Annotated in this window: 14 protein-coding genes and 1 pseudogene; 9 read left to right on the top strand and 6 right to left on the bottom strand. The window is 72.9% G+C overall.

Going from position 1 to position 14,972, the window contains the following annotated elements; genetic code table 11:
• Window positions 1–19 precede the first annotated feature (19 nt).
• The 4 genes from rpsR (at window position 20) to QE370_RS05115 (ending at window position 3,283) form a co-directional block, all read left to right on the top strand.
• Window positions 20–256, top strand: coding sequence for a 30S ribosomal protein S18 (gene rpsR, locus QE370_RS05130; protein WP_067861076.1), 237 nt, complete (start codon window positions 20–22; stop codon window positions 254–256).
• Window positions 257–275: 19 nt separating this feature from the next.
• Window positions 276–722 carry a 50S ribosomal protein L9 gene (gene rplI, locus QE370_RS05125; protein WP_067861074.1) on the top strand — a complete coding sequence of 149 codons (447 nt, stop codon included), beginning with the start codon at window positions 276–278 and terminating at the stop codon, window positions 720–722.
• A gap of 103 nt (window positions 723–825) precedes the next feature.
• Complete coding sequence (locus QE370_RS05120; RefSeq protein WP_309633671.1) at window positions 826–2,460, top strand: ABC transporter family substrate-binding protein; 1,635 nt, start codon at window positions 826–828, stop codon at window positions 2,458–2,460.
• Window positions 2,461–2,479: 19 nt separating this feature from the next.
• Window positions 2,480–3,283 carry a siderophore-interacting protein gene (locus QE370_RS05115; RefSeq protein WP_309633670.1) on the top strand — a complete coding sequence of 268 codons (804 nt, stop codon included), beginning with the start codon at window positions 2,480–2,482 and terminating at the stop codon, window positions 3,281–3,283.
• A gap of 3 nt (window positions 3,284–3,286) precedes the next feature.
• Here QE370_RS05115 and QE370_RS05110 read toward each other — a convergent pair whose 3' ends face one another.
• The gene (locus QE370_RS05110; RefSeq protein WP_309633669.1) at window positions 3,287–4,621 is read right to left on the bottom strand and encodes an MATE family efflux transporter; all 1,335 of its coding nucleotides are present in this window, start codon (window positions 4,619–4,621) and stop codon (window positions 3,287–3,289) included.
• 393 nt (window positions 4,622–5,014) lie between these two features.
• Here QE370_RS05110 and dnaB point away from each other — a divergent pair, with 393 nt between their 5' ends.
• Window positions 5,015–6,415: a replicative DNA helicase gene (gene dnaB, locus QE370_RS05105; RefSeq protein WP_083516529.1), complete on the top strand. Its 1,401-nt coding sequence runs from the start codon at window positions 5,015–5,017 to the stop codon at window positions 6,413–6,415.
• Between the two features lie 11 nt (window positions 6,416–6,426).
• On the opposite strand, the gene QE370_RS05100 is transcribed toward dnaB, so the two are convergent.
• Window positions 6,427–7,278 carry an MOSC N-terminal beta barrel domain-containing protein gene (locus tag QE370_RS05100; protein WP_309633668.1) on the bottom strand — a complete coding sequence of 284 codons (852 nt, stop codon included), beginning with the start codon at window positions 7,276–7,278 and terminating at the stop codon, window positions 6,427–6,429.
• Between the two features lie 149 nt (window positions 7,279–7,427).
• Here QE370_RS05100 and QE370_RS05095 point away from each other — a divergent pair, with 149 nt between their 5' ends.
• Window positions 7,428–8,012, top strand: coding sequence for a M23 family metallopeptidase (locus QE370_RS05095; protein WP_309633667.1), 585 nt, complete (start codon window positions 7,428–7,430; stop codon window positions 8,010–8,012).
• Window positions 8,013–8,068: 56 nt separating this feature from the next.
• Here QE370_RS05095 and QE370_RS05090 read toward each other — a convergent pair whose 3' ends face one another.
• Together QE370_RS05090 and QE370_RS05085 are read right to left on the bottom strand one after the other, a co-directional pair.
• Complete coding sequence (locus tag QE370_RS05090; protein WP_309633666.1) at window positions 8,069–9,214, bottom strand: MFS transporter; 1,146 nt, start codon at window positions 9,212–9,214, stop codon at window positions 8,069–8,071.
• A 45-nt stretch (window positions 9,215–9,259) separates the two neighbouring features.
• Window positions 9,260–9,919 carry an NAD(P)H-dependent oxidoreductase gene (locus tag QE370_RS05085; RefSeq protein WP_309633665.1) on the bottom strand — a complete coding sequence of 220 codons (660 nt, stop codon included), beginning with the start codon at window positions 9,917–9,919 and terminating at the stop codon, window positions 9,260–9,262.
• A gap of 109 nt (window positions 9,920–10,028) precedes the next feature.
• On the opposite strand from QE370_RS05085, the gene QE370_RS05080 reads away from it, so the two are divergent.
• Window positions 10,029–10,505 carry a MarR family winged helix-turn-helix transcriptional regulator gene (locus QE370_RS05080; protein WP_309633664.1) on the top strand — a complete coding sequence of 159 codons (477 nt, stop codon included), beginning with the start codon at window positions 10,029–10,031 and terminating at the stop codon, window positions 10,503–10,505.
• A 42-nt stretch (window positions 10,506–10,547) separates the two neighbouring features.
• On the opposite strand, the gene QE370_RS05075 is transcribed toward QE370_RS05080, so the two are convergent.
• The gene (locus QE370_RS05075; protein WP_309633663.1) at window positions 10,548–12,023 is read right to left on the bottom strand and encodes a hypothetical protein; all 1,476 of its coding nucleotides are present in this window, start codon (window positions 12,021–12,023) and stop codon (window positions 10,548–10,550) included.
• Window positions 12,024–12,088: 65 nt separating this feature from the next.
• Between QE370_RS05075 and QE370_RS05070 the strand changes: the two genes are divergently transcribed.
• Together QE370_RS05070 and QE370_RS05065 are read left to right on the top strand one after the other, a co-directional pair.
• Window positions 12,089–12,781: a DedA family protein gene (locus QE370_RS05070; RefSeq protein ID WP_253026951.1), complete on the top strand. Its 693-nt coding sequence runs from the start codon at window positions 12,089–12,091 to the stop codon at window positions 12,779–12,781.
• Complete coding sequence (locus QE370_RS05065) at window positions 12,778–13,668, top strand: ABC transporter substrate-binding protein (RefSeq protein ID WP_309635237.1); 891 nt, start codon at window positions 12,778–12,780, stop codon at window positions 13,666–13,668. The genes QE370_RS05070 and QE370_RS05065 overlap by 4 nt, the downstream gene beginning before the upstream one ends.
• A gap of 164 nt (window positions 13,669–13,832) precedes the next feature.
• Here QE370_RS05065 and QE370_RS05060 read toward each other — a convergent pair.
• Window positions 13,833–14,882 (bottom strand): annotated as a pseudogene (locus tag QE370_RS05060) (DUF222 domain-containing protein); the annotation flags it as partial.
• Window positions 14,883–14,972: the final 90 nt, after the last annotated feature.

Here is a 14,972-nt window from a genome sequence, read left to right as displayed (position 1 = left end):
ACACCGTTCAAGGAGAACCATGGCCAAGCCAGTTGTCCGGAAGCCGAAGAAGAAGAGCAACCCGCTCGCGGCCGCCGGCGTCACCACCATCGACTACAAGGACACCGCGCTCCTGCGCAAGTTCATCTCCGACCGCGGCAAGATCCGCGCGCGTCGGGTGACGGGTGTCTCCGTCCAGGAGCAGCGTCAGATCGCCAAGGCGATCAAGAACGCCCGCGAGATGGCGCTCCTGCCCTACACGTCCAGCGGACGCTGAGAGAGGGACTGATCCACCGATGAAGCTCATCCTGACGCACGAGGTCAGCAACCTCGGAGAGCCCGGCGACATCGTCGAGGTCAAGGACGGCTACGGACGCAACTTCCTGCTCCCGCGCAACTATGCGATCCGCTGGAGCAAGGGTGCGGCCAAGCAGGTCGAGTCCATCAAGGCCGCCCGCGACGCGCGCGCCGTGCACGACCTCGAGGAGGCCCGCCAGATCAAGGGTCGTCTCGAGGCCGAGCCGGTCAACGTCGCGGTCCGCGCCGGCGAGGGCGGCCGCCTGTTCGGCGCCGTCACCGTCTCCGACATCGCCACCGCCCTCGAGGCGGCCGGCGGCTCGGTCGACAAGCGTCGCATCGAGGTCGGCAACCCGATCAAGGCGCTCGGTGCCCACACGGTCACCGTCCGCGTCCACCCCGAGGTGACCGCCCAGGTCCGCCTCAACGTGGTCGCGTCCAAGTAGGTCCTGCGACGGGGCTCGGTCCGGCACTGCCGGGCCGGGCCCCGTCGTCGTTCACCCGTCCCGAGACCCCGTTCCCCCGAGACCCCGTTCCCCCGAGGTTCCCGTGCCCCGTCCCCCGCGCACCGCCCTGGTCCCGCTGCTCCTGCTCGCCCTCGTGCTGGCCGGGTGCACCGGCGGGTCCGACCGCGACGCCCGACCCCGGCCGTCGGCGTCGGCCGAGGCGCGCGACGGGACCACCGCGTGGGTGCGCGCCGACGTCTCCGACGTCCGACGCGGCGGCACGTTGAGGATCGGTCTCGGGTCGCTGCCCGCCACCTTCAACCCGCTGCACGCCGACGCCGTCGGCACCGACGTCGAGCGGCTCGCCAGCCCGACGACCGGTCAGGTCGTCCGGATCACCGAGGACGGCGGCTGGGAGGTCGATCCCGACCACGCCCGCCGGGTCGAGGTCGTCGCCGACGACCCGCTCACCATCGCCGTCCGCCTGAACCCCGACGCCGTGTGGGACGACGGCACACCCGTCACGGCTGCCGACATGGTGGCCACCTGGCGCGCCCTGCGCGGCACCGACGAGCGCTACGCGGTGGCGAGCAGCGACGGGTGGGACGCGATCGCCGACGTCCGCCCCGGCCGCGACCGGTTCGGCTACACGGTGCGCTTCGCCGAGCGGCGGAGTGACTGGCCGCTGTACGTCTCGCCGCGGCTGCCGGCGCAGGTCGCGTCGAGCCCGCGCGCCTTCGACCGCGGCTTCCGCGACCGTCCGCTGCCGTCGAACGGTCCCTTCGTCACCCGTGAGCTGGACGAGGACACCGGCACCATCACGCAGGAGCCGAACCCGCGCTGGTGGGGCGACCCGCCGCGGCTGCGGCGCATCGTGTGGCGCGTGGCGGAACCGTCGGTCCAGGCCGAGGCGTTCGCCGCGGGCGAGCTCGACGTCGCGACGCTCGACACCGACCGCGACGTCCCAGCCGCCCAGGTGCAGCGGACGTCGGGCTCGCAGTGGTCGCACCTGACCATGAACGCCGGGCGAGGTCCGCTGCGCGACGTGGCGGTGCGCCGGGCCGTCGCCCTCGCGCTCGACCGCGACGCCCTCGCGCGCGACGTGGCGGCCCCGGTGGGTGCCGAGCCGCGCACGGCCGACAGCCTGCTCGTCCTGCCCGGACAGCGCGGCTACGACGCCGTGGCCCGTCCGACGACGCGCGACGTCGACCGTGCGCGCCGCCTGCTCGCCCAGGCCGGCTACACCGAGGCCCGTCCCCTGCGGCTCTCCCTGCCGGTGGCCGGAGGCAGCGAGGCCCTGGCGGCCCGCGCCCGCGCGATCCGGTCGCAGCTGGCCGAGGCGGGGGTCGCGGTGCGGCTGCGCACCGTCGCCCCCGACGACTTCGCCGCCCGGGTGCTCGTGCCGCTCGACTTCGACCTGCTGACCTTCAGCTGGGGTCCGTCGCTGCTCGGCCCCGACGCCGCACGCGACCGGTTCCTGCCCATCACGTCTCCCGCGAACGTCACCGGGGTCGCCTCCCCGGCGGCCCCCTGGGACGCCGTCCGCGCCGCCCGAAGCGCGCGGGCCCGGACGGCGGCCACGGCGCGGCTCGAGGCGGCGCTGCGCCGCGAGGCCGTCGTCGTCCCGCTCGCGGTCACGCCCACGGTCCTGGCCGTCCGCCCAGGCGTCGTCAACGTCGGCGCCGCGTCGTTCGAGCAGCCGCGATGGGCCACGGTCGGCTTCCAGGCCGACGACTGAGCCGGTCTAGGGTGTGCGCGTGCCGAAGCTGCGACGAACGACGACGACCCACGTGGCGGTGCTGCGCGAGCTGGAGGTCGTCCGCGTCGAGGACGTGACGCCGGGCATGCGTCGGCTCACGCTCGCGGGTCCGGCCCTCGCCGAGCGCAGCCTCGACGGGTCGACGCTGCCTGCGTTCGCCTCGCCCGGCTTCGACGACCACGTGAAGGTCTTCGTGCCCGCCCCGGAGGCCGACCGGCCGGTGCTCCCGCGGCAGCGTCCCGACGGGCTCGACTACACGACGGAGGGCGTGCGCCCGCTCGGCAAGGACTACACGCCGCGCCGGGTGACCTCCGACGAGGTCGACCTCGACTTCGTGCGGCACGGCCACGGACAGGCGGCCGGCTGGGCCGAGCAGGTCCGGCCCGGCGACCTCGCGTGGATCGCCGGACCCACCGTCGGGCAGGCCTTCCCGCACGACGTCGACGCGTTCGTGCTGGCCGGCGACGAGACCGCGCTGCCGGCGATCGGACGCTTCCTCGAGGAGCTGCCTCCGGGTCCGCCGGCCCACGTCGTCGTGGAGGTCTCCGGACCCCAGGACGAGCAGGACCTCACCACGCGCGACGGCGTCGAGGTGACCTGGCTGCACCGACCGGCGGGCGCCGAGGCGGGGACCACGACGCTGCTGCTCGACGCCGTCCGCGACCTCGACTGGCCGGCTGGGCAGGTCTACGCCTGGATGGCCGGCGAGTCGACCGCCGCCCGCGACGTGCGGACCCACTGGCGGGCCGACCGGTCCGTCCCGCGCGACTGCCTCGACGTGTCCGGGTACTGGCGACGCTGACGCTCAGGCGCCCAGCACCATCCAGGCGGTGCCGCGCTGCCGCAGCCACAGGGTGACCAGGCGGGCGAGCTGGAACCCGCCGTAGGCGAGCCACAGCCAGGCGAGCCCGGCACCGAGCGAACCGGCCAGCAGCGCGAGCGGCGCGTAGGCCGCCAGCACCGCGAGACCCGCCCACGCCAGGTACACGCCGTCGCCCGCCCCGATGAGGACACCGTCGAGCACGAACACCACACCGGAGACGGGCTGCACCGCCGCGACCACCACGAGCGCCGGGACGAGCGCCGCGTGCACCTGCTCGTCGGAGGTGAACCACGACCCCACGACCGGGGAGACGGCGAGCAGCAGCAGCCCCGCGAGCAGACCGGTGCCGACGCCCCACGTGATCATGCGCCGCGTGAGCTCCCGGGTGCCCTCGGCGTCCCCGGCGCCCAGGGTGCGCCCCGTGAGCGTCTGGCCGGCGATGGCGATCGCGTCCATCGCGAACGCGAGGAAGGTGACGAGCGACGTCGCGATCTGGTGCGCCGCGAGGGGCGCGTCGCCGAACGTCGCGGCCACCGCCGTGCCGAGGAGCAGCGCGGCGCGCAGGGTCGCGGTCCGGGCCAGCAGCGGCACGCCGTCGCGCGCCGCGCTCACGACGCTCGCCACGTCGGGACGTCCCGACGACCCGGCCGCGCGGGCCCGCCGCAGCACCACGACGACCAGCCAGAGCGCTGCCACCCACTGGGCGATGGCCGTGCCGGCAGCGGACCCGGCCACGCCGAGCCCCGCCCCGTGCACGAGCAGGAGGTTCAGCGCCACGTTGAGCAGGTTCGCGACGACGGTGACGACGAGCGGTGTGCGCAGGTCGAGGACCCCGCGCAGCGCGCCGGTCGCCGCGAGCACGAGCAGCATGGCGGGCACCGCCGGTGCGGAGACGAGGAGGTAGGTCGTCGCGTGTCCCTCGACCTCCGGTGAGCTGCCGAGCACGCCGGCCAGCGGACGGCTCGCGGCCGCGAGCAGACCGCCGAGCACCGCGCCGAGCCCCACCGCGAGCCACAATCCCCCGGTGGCACCGTCGAACGCCGCCCGTTCCCGGCCGGCGCCGTGCAGTCGCGCGACCGTCGCGGTGCTGCCGTAGGCGAGGAACACGCACAGGCCGACGACCGTGAGCAGGACGCTCGACGCGACCGCCAGGCCGCCCAGCTCGGCCACGCCGAGCCGGCCGACGATCGCGGTGTCGGCGAGCAGCATCAGGGGCTCGCTGACGAGGGCGAAGAAGGCCGGGACGGCGACCGCGACGATCTGCCGGTCGGCGGCCCCCCAGGTGAACAGGTTTCTGTGCCTGGCTGTGGATTTCACCGGAACTTCACCACCGCTGTCGACATGTCGATGCGACCAGCAGGTGGCCGGAGGATGACGTCCACGTAATGTGGGCCCACAGTGTGTGCACGGCATCGCCGCAGGTCAGACGCCGTTTCCACGCCCCGTTCCCCCCGTTCTCCACAAGGCCGTCCACGGACTGTGCACAGGCTTTCCGGCGATTTCCACATTCTCCCCAGCCTTGTCCACACGGGCTGTGCGTGCCGGGCTTTCCTCGGCCCCCGCCGGGCCCCTAGTGTGACGCGTCGGCTGTCGCACAGGACGAGGGACCTGCCCACCGGGGAGGCTGCGCGAACGTGTCGGAGGTTCGACCTACCGTGGGGTGGGTCGAGAGAGGAAGGCTGCTGCGTGACTGTCGCAGATCTGCACGCCATGGGGCCCGAGCCCGAGGACGACGTCCCCGCCGGACGTGTCCCGCCGCAGGACCTTCCGGCCGAGCAGAGCGTGCTGGGGGCCATGCTCCTCAGCAAGCAGGCGATCGACCCGGCGAACGACCTCCTCGAGGGCCGCGACTTCTACCGTCCCGCGCACGAGGCCATCTTCGAGACGATCGTCGACCTCGCGCAGCGCGGTGAGCCGGCCGACGCGATCACGGTCGCAGCCGAGCTGCAGCGGCGTGGCGAGCTGACGAAGGTCGGTGGCGCTCCCTACCTGCACACCCTCGTGGCGGGCGTCCCGATCGCGTCGAACGTCGACTACTACGCCGAGATCGTGCGCGAGAAGGCGATCCTGCGCCGCCTCATCGAGGTCGGGCAGAAGATCGCCGGGCTCGGCTGGGCCGAGACCGGCGAGATCGCCGAGATCGTCGACCGCGCCCAGGCCGAGGTCCTGGACGTCGACGGCAGCAGCGGCACCGACGACTACAAGGTGATCTCCGAGCTGATGGCGCAGACCATCCAGGAGATCGACGACATCCAGTCCCGCGACGGCGACATGGCCGGGCTGGAGTCCGGGTTCCCCGACCTCGACAAGCTCACGACCGGCTTCCGCGGTGGCCAGATGATCGTGGTGGCGGCCCGCCCCGGTGTCGGCAAGAGCACCCTCGGGCTCGACTTCTGCCGCGCCGCGTCGATCAAGAACGGCGTCCCGTCGGCCATCTTCAGCCTGGAGATGTCGGGCGCGGAGATCGCGATGCGTCTGCTGTCGGCCGAGGCCAAGGTCGCCATCCACCACATGCGCGGCGGCGGCATGACCGACCGCGACTGGGACGCGGTCAGCCGGGTCATGCCGCGCGTGCAGTCGGCACCGATCACCATCGACGACTCGCCCAACATGACGATGCCGGAGATCCGCTCGAAGGCGCGTCGCATCCAGAAGGCCGCCGACGGCAAGCTCGGCCTCATCGTCATCGACTACCTGCAGCTGATGACGTCGGGCAAGAAGGTCGAGAACCGTCAGGTGGAGGTCTCGGAGTTCAGCCGGCAGATCAAGCTGCTCGCCAAGGAGATCAACGTCCCCGTCGTGGCGATCAGCCAGCTGAACCGTGGCTCTGAGCAGCGCACCGACAAGACGCCGCAGATCTCCGACCTGCGCGAGTCGGGCTCGATCGAGCAGGACGCCGACATGGTCTTCCTCATCAACCGTCCCGACGCGACGGGTGCGGGCGAGTCCGAGCGCCCCGGCGAGGCCGACATCATCGTCGCGAAGAACCGTTCGGGCCCGGTCAACAAGGTCGCCGTCAGCTTCCAGGGCCACTACTCCCGCTTCACCCCCATGGCCCGCGAGGCCGAGGCGCCCCCGGGCGCGGCGGCCGGCGAGTTCTACGGCGGCTGACGCTCCCGCGCCTACGACCCGATCGGCGGCGTGCCGGGCTCGACGGCCTCGAGCACCTCGACCGGGTCGCCGACCGCGATCGTCGCGCCGGTCGGCACCGGGCGGTCGGGGATGACGTTGACGCCGAACCAGACGCCCTTGCCGAAGCGACGCAGTCGGGCGAGGGTGCGGGTCGGCTCGGGTCCGCGGGCGACCGTGCCGGCGTCGTGGTCGGGTTCCATCGTGGTCATCACGCACCGGGCGCAGCCCTTGACCACGCGGAACGTGACGTCGCCGATCCGGAACCGTCGCCAGGTGTCCTCGCCCCACGGTTCGGTGCCCTCGACGACGAGGTTCGGACGGTAGCGGTGCATCGGCACCGGCGTCTCGGCCGCCGCCGAGACGGCGTCGGCCGACGCCGCGGTGGTGAGGAGCAGCGGGTACCCGTCGGCCAGGCTCACGCGGTCGTCCGGCTCGGAGTACGTCGGGCTCGTCGGCCGGCGTCGGGGGTCGTCCAGGTGGACCAGCCGCACGTCACGGCCCAGCACCTCGCCCAACCATGCCGCGGCGCCGTCGCCGGCGTCGGCCGCCGTGAGGCGGGACGACCAGATCGAGATCGGCACCTGGCCCGCTGGGTCCGGAGCCGGCACGTCGACCGCCTGCGCACCGGGGGCCGTGAGCCGCAGCCCGACGTCGGTGAGCGTCGGATGCACGACCAGCAGCCGGTTCAGCTCGCGGGCGGTGACCATGGTCCCGGCCAGGTCGACGACCATCCACCGCCGGTCCTGCCTCAGTCCCCACGGCTCCACCTCGACGCGCGCGAGCGACTCGCCGCGGCACGACTTGACCGGGTAGCGCCAGAGCGACGCGACGGTGGGCTGCACGCCGACACTGTCGCACGGGCCAGGTGCGACGCGACCGCGCCACCGCTGCGAGGCGTTCGCACCGACGTCGCAGCGGGTTCGCAGTGCCGAGGAACAGGCTCGTGGAGCGACGGCCCGACCCGCGGGCCCCTCGACGGCAGGAGCACCTCATGAACCGACGATCAGCCCTCACCTCGACCCTGGCAGCAGTCGCCCTCTGCGCCGGCACGGCCGTGTCCAGCGTGGCAGGAGCGGCGGGTGCAGCCGAGCAGTCGACGACAGTGTCCGGGGCGTCGACCGCCGCCGCCGAGCGACCCTCGCTCGAGGTCCCGTTTCCCTGCGGACAGGAGTGGCGCGGCAACACCCGCAAGAACCACGACCCGCTGAACGCCATCGACTTCAACCTGCCGACCGGCGGCGACAGCGACCTCGGCAAGCCGGTCCAGGCCAGCAACGGCGGTGTCGTCACCTTCGCGGGCACGGGGCCCGGCGGGTACGGCAAGATGGTCGACGTCTACCACGCGAACGGGTGGTCCACCCGCTACGCGCACCTCAGCGTCATCTCCGTCGCGAAGGGTCAGAAGATCCTGGCAACGAACGGAATCGGCCGGGTCGGCAAGAGCGGAGGCCAGTCGTCGGCGCACCTGCACTACGAGCAGCGCTACAACGACTCCGCTGCCGGCATCTACTTCAAGACCACGAAGGCGAAGTACTGGGGCGACGCCCTGTACAAGCGCACCACCATGTGCAGCTGACGGGCTCCCCAGCCGCCGGGTCCTCGGACCCGTCGGCCGGGCCGCGCGCGGGCCGCTCAGCCGACACGTGTCGCCCTCGGGTCCACGAAGGAGCGTGACAGCAGCAGGATCGGCGCGACCAGCACGAGTGGCACGAGGAACGCGAGCCGCAGGCTGCCGGCCTGCGCGACCGCCCCGATGACCGCGCCGCCGAGGATCGCGCCCACGTAGTTGGCGATGTTCATCCGGGCGATCGCCGCGTCGGCCGCCTCCGGGGGGACGGCCGCACCGACCGCGGCGAACGACAGCGGTGCGACGACGGCGATGCCGAGCCCGGCCACGAGGAACGCCGGGACGGCGACCGTGGCGTCCGGGGCCGCGACGACGCCCGCGAAACCGACCAGCCCGAGGGCGGCGCCGCCCGCCACGACGCGCGCTGCTCCCACTCGTCGCACCAGCTGGTCGCCGACGACCCGCGAGGCCAGCGCGCCCACCTGGTAGGCGGCGTAACCGAGCGGCACGACCCAGCCGGGGGCCGCCAGAGCCTCGCGCAGGTACACGCTGCTCCACGTCCCCGTGCCCGTGTCGGCCGAGTAGAACAGGCAGATCACCAGGCCGAAGAGCAGCACGGGTCGCCAGGGGACAGGGACCGTCGCGGCGGTCGCGAGGTCGTCGACCTGCGTCCCCGGCGCGTCCGCGGCCAGGTGGCGGGCCGACGCCACGGCGAGCGCGACGACGACCACCGCCACGACCGACAGCCCGGCGCCCAGGGGCAGACCGAGGGCGGCGTAGCCGGCGCCGACGATGCCGCCGACGCTCCAGCACGCGTGGAACCCGGTCATCACGCTGCGTCCCCGCAGCGCCTCCACCCGCACGCCCTGCATGTTCATGCTGGCGTCGACCCCACCGAGCGCGATGCCGTAGGCGGTGAAGGCGGCGACGAGCAGCGGGTACGACGGCGCCCAGCCGACCAGGGCAGCCCCCACCCCGATCCCCACCAGCGACGTAATCAGCGCCGTCCCGCTCGAGCGACGGGTGGCCAGGACGCCCGCGAGCACGCTGCCGAGTCCTGCCACGACCGCGACCACCACCAGCAGGACGGTCACGTCGCCCTCGCCGAGGTCGAACCGGTCCTGCAGGCGCGGTGTCTGCGTGACGAGCGCCGCGAACGTGAAGCCCTGGAGCAGGAAGCCGGTGCTCACGGCGACGCGGGTCCGGTCCATGCCGTCAGGTTAGGACGGCGCGGGGGTCGCGCGGCCGCGTCGACCTCAGGCCACAGGACGCAGCTTGAGGGTGACCGACCGCCCGGCCGACCGCGCGGAGTCGTGGGACTCGGCCAGCTGCGCGCGGGCCAGGTCCCGCAGCTCCGCCATCTGCGGAGTCACGTCGGCGAGGGTCAGCTCGGTCTCGATGACGTCGAGGTCGAGACCCCACACGTCCTCCAGGATGCGTCGCAGGTACGCCGTCGCGTGGTCCCAGCCCTCACGCGGTGTGCCGGGGCCGTAGCCGCCGCCCTTCGCCACCACCAGGAACGCGGGGCGCCCCTTCACCGTCTCCGTCCCCGGCGCGAAGCGGGGGTCGGTGATGACGGTGTCGATCCAGAGCTTGAGGTGGGCGGAGACGCCGAAGTTGTACAACGGTGCGGTGATGATGAGCGCGTCGGCGGCGGCGACCTCGTCGGCGAGCTCCGCAGCGAGGGCGCGCGCGGCCCGCTGCTCCTCGGTCCACGTCTCCTCGGGCGCGAAGCCGGCGAACGCCGACGCGGCCCACGCTGCGCCGGGCAGCGGCCGGGTGCCCACGTCGCGACGGACGACGGTCGTGCCGCCGCCCTCGGCCTCGACGATCGCCTCCTCGAGCGTGTCGGCCACGGCGCGGCTCGTCGAGCCGTCGAGGCGGATGCTGGAGTCCAGCCGGAAGATGGTGCTCATGGGTGCTCCTGACGACAAAAGATAGTCTGCTCGACAGATCATATATGTAGACGATGATCGTGACGAGTGATCGTCGTCACGACCACCTGAGGCCGGGTACCCTGGCGCTGTGAGCCAGAACCCGCCCGCCGTGAGCCGAGCCGACCTCGGCCAGGCGCTGGGTGCGGTCCTGCGGCGCTACCTCGACGCGGCGCACGACGTGGTCGCGGACCTCCCCGGCGGCGCCCGTGGCTTCCAGGTGCTGACGGTCGCAGGCTCGGAGTCGTGCAACAGCCAGGCGATGATCGCGGCCGACCTGGGCATCGACCGGACGGTCATGACCTACCTCGTCGACGACCTCGAACGCGCTGCGCTCGTGGAGCGTCGACCCGATCCCGCCGACCGACGTGCCCGCCGGGTCGTGCTGCTCGCCGAGGGCGAGCGGGTCCTGCGGGAGACCTCGCAGCGGATCGAGGAGGTCGAGCGGACGGTCCTGGGCGGGCTCTCCGACGCCGATGCCGAGACGTTCAGGACGCTGCTGGCGCGGGTGGCGGAGGGCAGCAGTGCCGATCCCTCGCTCTGCACCGGCGACGTCCCCCAGTGCTGAAGGGCCAGTGCTGAACGCCGACGCTGAACGCCCGCGTCGCCGTCACTGGTAGGTCACGAGGTCCGGTCGAGGTCGGACGTCGCGCCAGGTCTGCGGCACGGTGAGCATCGGCTCGTCCTCGTCGAGGAAGTTCTTCCAGCCCCAGTGGACGCCCTTCGGGGAGCCCTGACGGATCGTGTTCCAGGTGCCGGTCTTCGCGCCGGGCGTGCCCTGGCCGTCGACGTGGACCACGGTCGACAGCTCCGGGTGGCCGACGTCGAGGGTGCTGCGGTCGCGGATCATCGACGTCGAGAACTGGTGGAGCACGAAGAGCTTCTGCGGCAGCCGGCGCTCACGGGTCAGGTCGGCCAGCCAGTCGGCGACGGCGTTGACCTCCGAGGCGCCGACCGACCCGATCTGGGTCAGGTGCTTCTGGTCGCGCGCGAGCCGCCACTCGGGATCGAGGGCGAGGCCGACGTGCGGTCGCTCCAGCAGCGAGCGGTAGCGCTTGGCCTGGGTGAGGAAGTCGGTCCGGCCGGGCTGCAGGTCGATCACGACGTACTGGCCGGCCTTCTCGGCCGCGTTCACGAGCGGCGTCAGGTCGCGCACGCTGCTCTCCGCGGAGTAGTCGCCGTCGTCCCCGGCCTCGGAGGAGGCCACGGTCGCGATGATCTCCAGCGCGGGCACGACGGGCTGGTCCGAGAGCTCCTGGTACTCGCGCGCCAGTCGCGCGGCCCGACGCACCGTCGCGGCGGTGCCCTGCTCGCCGAGCAGGCCGAGGGACGGGGTGCCGGGGTGCCCGTAGAGCGCGACCACGTGACGCCCCGGGAACACGAGGAGTCCGCCGCCCGGCTGGGTCAGGTCGCGGCGCACGGCGGTGACCTCGTAGCCGAGGCCGCGACGGAACGTCGTCCCGACGCCGACCACGGGTGCGTCGGGCTGGTTGCGCAGGGCTCGGATCGCGCGTCGGTCCGCACGCGGGTCGCCGCCCTTCACCCCGACGACCGTCGCGCCGGCAGCGCGCGCGGTGCCGACGGAGGTGAGGTCGGTACCGGGCGCGTGGACGAGCACCACCACGTCGTGGTCGCGGGGCGAGGTGCGTGGGAGCCGGGCCACGGCGCGGTCGACGTCGGCCTGCTCGTCGCCGACGAGGCGACGTCCGGGCAGGTCGGGCCAGTCGGCGTCCTTCGGCCCGACGGCGAGCGTCGTGCGTACGCCGAGCCGGTCGAGCTCGGCGCGGGTGGTGGGTCCGACGAGCAGCACGGGGACGCCCAGCCGCGCGGCCGCCTTCACGGACCGCTGCTGCGAGCGGGCGTCGCGGGCCGACACGATGGCCACGTCCGAGCGTTCGAACAGCCGCCGGGAGGTGCCCACGGCGTTCTGGGCGGGGGTGCGGCCGGCCACGACGTCGACCGCGCGCGACGGGGTGCGGAACGTCGTCGTCGCGTCCCCGCCCTCGTCGTGGCCGCCGGTGCAGCCGGAGAGCAGGAGGAGCGTCGCGGTGAGCACGGTGGCGCTGCGTGTGACCCGAGATCGCATACCGCGACGGTATCCCCGGGTCGGCGTCGGACCCTGGCTCGGGTGCGCGCAGGTACCCTCGCCTGGTGATCAGCGCAGCCGTGACGTCCGCCCTCGTGCAGTCCGCCAGCTCGACGGGCCCGGACAGCGGCCTGGCCGGTCTGACGGTCGACCTGATGGAGAAGCTGGGCCTGTTCGGCGTGGCGCTCGCGGTCGGCGCCGACAACATCTTTCCGCCGATCCCGAGCGAGATCATCCTGCCGTTGGCCGGCTTCGCCGCTGCGCAGGGCACGTTCAGCCTGGCCGGAGCGCTGTTCGCGACCACGGCGGGCTCGGTGATCGGTGCGGCGATCCTCTACTGGCTGGGCCGTGCCTACGGCCGCGACCGCACGGTGTGGGTGTTCGAGAAGGTGCCGCTGCTGAAGGTCAGCGACCTCGAGCGGACGGAGGCGTGGTTCGCGAAGCACGGCACGAAGGCGATCTTCTTCGGCCGGATGGTGCCGATCTTCCGCAGCCTGATCTCCCTGCCGGCCGGCGTGGAGCGGATGTCGTTCGGCCTGTTCCTGGCGCTGACGACGGCGGGCAGCCTGATCTGGAACAGCATCTTCGTCGTCGCCGGCTACCGGTTGGGCGAGAACTGGGAGCAGGTCGAGCCCTACGCCGACACGTTCCAGAAGCTGGTGATCCTGGCGGTCCTGCTCGTCATCGCCGTGTTCGTGGTGGTGCGGGTGCGGCAGCTGCCGCGCTACCCGCGTCGCCGTCCGCGCCGCCCCCAGTGAGCGGCGCGCGCAGGATCGCGTCGTTGCTGCCGTCGGCTACGGAGATCGTCTACGCCCTGGGCCTGCAGGACCGGCTCGCGGCCGTCACGTTCGAGTGCGACGAGCCGGTGTCGGCGCGGTCGGAGCACCGTGTGGTGGTGACGGGTGCCGACACGAGTGGGTGGACGCCGGGAGAGATCGACGCCTACGTGCGGGCGCGGCGTGAGGAGGGCGTGGACCTGTACACCCTCGACGAGGGTGCGCTCGCCGACGTCGACCCGGACCTCGTGCTGACGCAGGACCTGTGTCGGGTGTGCGCCCTGCCGACCGACCGGGTGGATGAGGCGTTGGCGCACCTCGGGTGCAGCGCCGAGGTGCTGACGCTCGACCCGCACACGTTGGACGACGTGCTGGCATCGGTGGAGCGGGTGGCTGCCGCGGCTGGTGTCGTCGACCGCGGCCGGGCGGTGGTGGCGGGTCTGCGGGGGCGGCTGGCCGACGTCGAGGGCCGGGTGGCTGGTCGACGGCGTCCTCGGGTGGCCGTGGTCGAGTGGGTGGACCCGCTCTTCACGGGCGGCCACTGGATCCCGGACCAGGTGGCGGCCGCGGGTGGCGAGCCGGTCGGCATGCACGCGGGGACGCCGTCGGGTCCGTCGGGCTGGGGCGCGCTGCGGGCGAACGACCCAGAGGTGGTGCTGGTGGCGCCGTGCGGCTTCGGGCTCGACGGGGCTGCCGAGCAGGCGGCTGTGGTGGCGCGGGAGCTGCCGGGCGCGCAGGTGTGGGCCGTCGACGGCAACGCCGTGGTGGTGCGACCCGGTCCGCGACTCGTCGACGGCGTCGAGGCGTTCGCGTCGGTGCTGCACCCGGAGCTCTTCGACCGGTCCGCCCTGGTCCGCCGCGTGCCGTAGCTACTCAGCCGGCTCGGGTGCGGCGGGAGCTGGCGTGTCGGGTGCGCAGGGTGCGGTGGGTCTGGTGGGTGTGGGGGTCGATGGTGAAGAACCCTTGGTGCACTGCTGCATGCTCCCCCACCGCTACGCGCCTTGTGTGGGGGGACCCCCAGGCTCGGGCAGAGTCCGATGAGGTTGGCGAGGTCGGTGGTGCCGCCGTCGGACCAGTACTGGACGTGGTGGACGTGGACGACGGGTCCTCTGCAGCCGGGTCCGGCGCAGGTGCCGCCTTGTCGGGTGACGATCGCCTTGCGCTGGTTCGGGGTGGCGAGGCGGTGGGTGCGGCCGACGTCGAGGACGGCGTGTCTGCCGGCGGTGAGGATGGGGGTGAGGTCGGCGTCGCAGAGCATCTGCTGCAGCTGGGCGGGGCCGACGCTCCCGAATCCGGCGAGCTCGCCGGTCGCGGTGCTCGCGTCGGTGGCGAGCTGGGCGAGGTCGACGGTCAGGTCGACGTGGGGGCGCACGCCCTTGTCCTGCGGCAGGCCGGAGGCGAGCACGGAGGAGAGCAGGGCGTCGAGAGCCGTGACGCGGCGGATGCTGACGGGTCGGTCGTCCTCGGCGCAGGTGGGTGCGGACAGTGACTGCAGGAGGGTCTTGAGCTTGGTGCCGGTGTCGAAGGGCAGGAACCCGGTGACCGCCACGCCGTCGCCGACGACGGAGACCTTGATGTCGTGCCGGTCCATCCCCTTGATCCAGGCCTCGTCGAGGTCGTCGGGGTGGGCGGTGGCGCGCAGCTTCTTGACGGCCTTGCGGATCTGGACCGGCTCGGCCCGCTCGGCCAGACGCAGCATCCAGTCCATGGAGCGTTCCACGACCATCGGGTCGATGTACTTGGCGGCGTAGCCGAACGCGTCCACATGGTCGAGCGAGACGGCGCCCTCGACGGCGAGTGACTCCAGGTCGGGCATGTCCCGCAGCGTCCGAGCGGAGCGGACCAGCTGGGACGCCTGTCTGCCGTCGAGGTGGAGCTGGTCACGCAGCCAGTTCTTCAGGCTCGAGCAGCCCTCGGTCTCGAAGTCGCGATGCTCGTCCACCTCCGCGACCAGCGCCACCTTCTCCGCGTCGATCGCGTTCGAGAGTCCCTGCAGCAGCCGCAACGCATCGGTGCTCGTCGGGAAGGCGCGCAGCTCGGCGGCGACGGCCTCGAGCCGGTCGGCGAGCTTCGTGCTGGACATGGATCAAAGATATCGAACACAACAGCGGAAAAACACCAACCAAAGCCATCATTGCAGGAAGTCGAAGGTCACCAGGTGCCGACCTGTCGC

Source organism: Aeromicrobium sp. SORGH_AS_0981, from assembly GCF_031453195.1.
GTDB lineage: Bacteria > Actinomycetota > Actinomycetes > Propionibacteriales > Nocardioidaceae > Aeromicrobium.
The sequence above is the reverse complement of the archived record's forward strand: the minus strand, read 5'-3'. Positions and strand labels throughout refer to the sequence as shown.

Excerpts from the sequence above, each read along its gene's own strand:
- QE370_RS05075 (WP_309633663.1), bottom strand. The coding sequence starts at position 12,023 with ATGCGATCTCGGGTCACACGCAGCGCCACCGTGCTCACCGCGACGCTC.
- QE370_RS05090 (WP_309633666.1), bottom strand. The coding sequence starts at position 9,214 with ATGGACCGGACCCGCGTCGCCGTGAGCACCGGCTTCCTGCTCCAGGGC.
- rplI (WP_067861074.1), top strand. The coding sequence starts at position 276 with ATGAAGCTCATCCTGACGCACGAGGTCAGCAACCTCGGAGAGCCCGGC.
- rpsR (WP_067861076.1), top strand. The coding sequence starts at position 20 with ATGGCCAAGCCAGTTGTCCGGAAGCCGAAGAAGAAGAGCAACCCGCTC.
- QE370_RS05095 (WP_309633667.1), top strand. The coding sequence starts at position 7,428 with ATGAACCGACGATCAGCCCTCACCTCGACCCTGGCAGCAGTCGCCCTC.
- QE370_RS05085 (WP_309633665.1), bottom strand. The coding sequence starts at position 9,919 with ATGAGCACCATCTTCCGGCTGGACTCCAGCATCCGCCTCGACGGCTCG.
- dnaB (WP_083516529.1), top strand. The coding sequence starts at position 5,015 with ATGGGGCCCGAGCCCGAGGACGACGTCCCCGCCGGACGTGTCCCGCCG.